The organism is Methylobacterium sp. ARG-1, assembly GCF_001262595.1.
Taxonomy (GTDB): Bacteria; Pseudomonadota; Alphaproteobacteria; order Rhizobiales; family Beijerinckiaceae; genus Methylobacterium; species Methylobacterium brachiatum.
Genome location: NZ_LHCD01000076.1, coordinates 1 through 1,644, shown reverse-complemented (window position 1 = coordinate 1,644; position 1,644 = coordinate 1). Strand labels below are relative to the sequence as shown.

The 1,644-nt window shown below is 77.4% G+C and carries 1 protein-coding gene and 1 pseudogene; both read right to left on the bottom strand.

From position 1 onward, the window contains the following. Nucleotides 1-1,413, bottom strand: a 1,413-nt coding sequence (locus tag AKJ13_RS29835) for an Hpt domain-containing protein (RefSeq protein ID WP_200905730.1), incomplete at its 3' end; no start/stop codon positions are given. Between the two features lie 14 nt (nt 1,414-1,427). Further along, nucleotides 1,428-1,644 (bottom strand): annotated as a pseudogene (locus tag AKJ13_RS29830) (chemotaxis protein); the annotation flags it as partial.

The following is a 1,644-nucleotide window of genomic DNA, read 5'->3' as shown; positions in this document are numbered from 1 at the left end:
CAGCAGCAGGCTGCGCCGCGCCGCCGAGAGCGGCAGGCTGAAGACCAGGGCGGTGCCGGCGGGCTCGCGCGGCTCGAGGCGGACGCTGCCGAGGAGCTGGCGGGCCGCGTCGGCGGCGACCGACAGGCCATAGCCGCGTCCGGCCAGGGTATCGACCGCCTCCGCGGTGGAGAAGCCGGGCTCGAAGACCAGGCGCAGCAGGGTCTCGGGATCATCGGCCTCCCCGGGGGCGAGCAGGCCGCGGGCGCGGGCGGTGGACGCGATCCGGGCCAGGTCCGGCCCCGGCCCGTCATCCGCGACGGTGACCTGCAGGCGCGAGCCGCGCACGGCCACCTCCAGCCCGAGCCGCAGGGCTTCGGGCTTGCCGGCGGCGCGGCGGATCTCCGGGCTCTGCCAGCCATGGCTGAGGGCGTTGCGCAGGGCGTGGAGCAGCGGGTCCTTCAGGGCCTGGAGCAGGCCGCGCTCCACCGGCAGGTCGAGGCCGCGCAGGTCGAGATCGACGTCGCGGCCCTGCTCCCGGGCGAGCTCGCGGATCGAGCGGGCGAGGGGGCCGAGCACAGTCTCGGCCGGCACCAGGGCGAGGCGCTCGGCTTCGGCGCGGACCCGGAACGCCGCGCCCTCAATCGCACTGGTCGCCGCGGCCTGGCGGCGGGACAGCTCGGCGGCCTCCCGAGCGAAGCCGCCGAGACGGCCGGCCAGCGCCCGCAGCGCCGGGGCTTCCACGTCGGATTTCGCGGCTAGCGCCTCGGCGCCGACGCGCATGTCCCGGGCGAGGCGGGCGAGACGCGCCAAGCCCTCGGCAGCGGGCGCCTGCGCCGCCAGGGTGCTGGTCAGGTCGTGACTCGCCCGGGCCAGAGCCTCCACGGCCTCACCGGGCACGCGCAGGATCGCGGCGCCGGATTCGGCGGGCTCGGGGGGCGGCGCGGGGGTAGGCGCGGCGGGGGTGGGCGCTGCCGGTGCGGGCGGGGCGGAGGCGGGCGGGGCAGGGGGTTCGGCCGGCGGCGCCCCGGGGGGCGGCGGTGCGGCGTCCTCCGGGGCCTCCCCGGGCAGGCCGAGGCATTGCCCTAAAGCGGTCAGGGCGTCGGCCGGCATGTCCGGCCCGGCGCCGTCCTGCAGGCCGGCGACGTAGGTCTCGATCCGGTCGAGGGCGAGGTGGACCGCGTTGGCCGCCTCGCGGTCGAGGGCGCGCGCGCCGGTGCGGACCCGCTCGAACAGGGTCTCGAGCCGGTGGGCGACCGCCTCCACGGGGGGTAGGTCGACGGCGCGGGCGGCGCCCTTCAGGCTGTGGGCGCGGCGGAACACGTCGTTCCAGTCCGGGGTCGCGCTCCCGAGCGCGGCCCGGATCGCCGTGACGTGCTCGCGGTGCTCGACGTCGAAGGCGGCGAGGAGGAGCTGGCGGATATCGGCGGCCAAGGCGGCGCCCGCCCTCAGTGCCGGTAGCGTTCGGCCAGGGCCATGAGGGCCTGGGCGAGTTCGGTGAGGTTGGCCGAGGCCGCCTCGACCTCGCGGGTGCCGGCCGCCGTCTGCTGGCTGGCCTGGCGGATGTTCTGCAGCGCCCCCATCACCTGCTCGATCCCGAGCTGCTGCTGGTTGGTCGAGGCCACGATCTGCTGGAAGGTCTGGACGTTCTCCTCAACCCGCGCC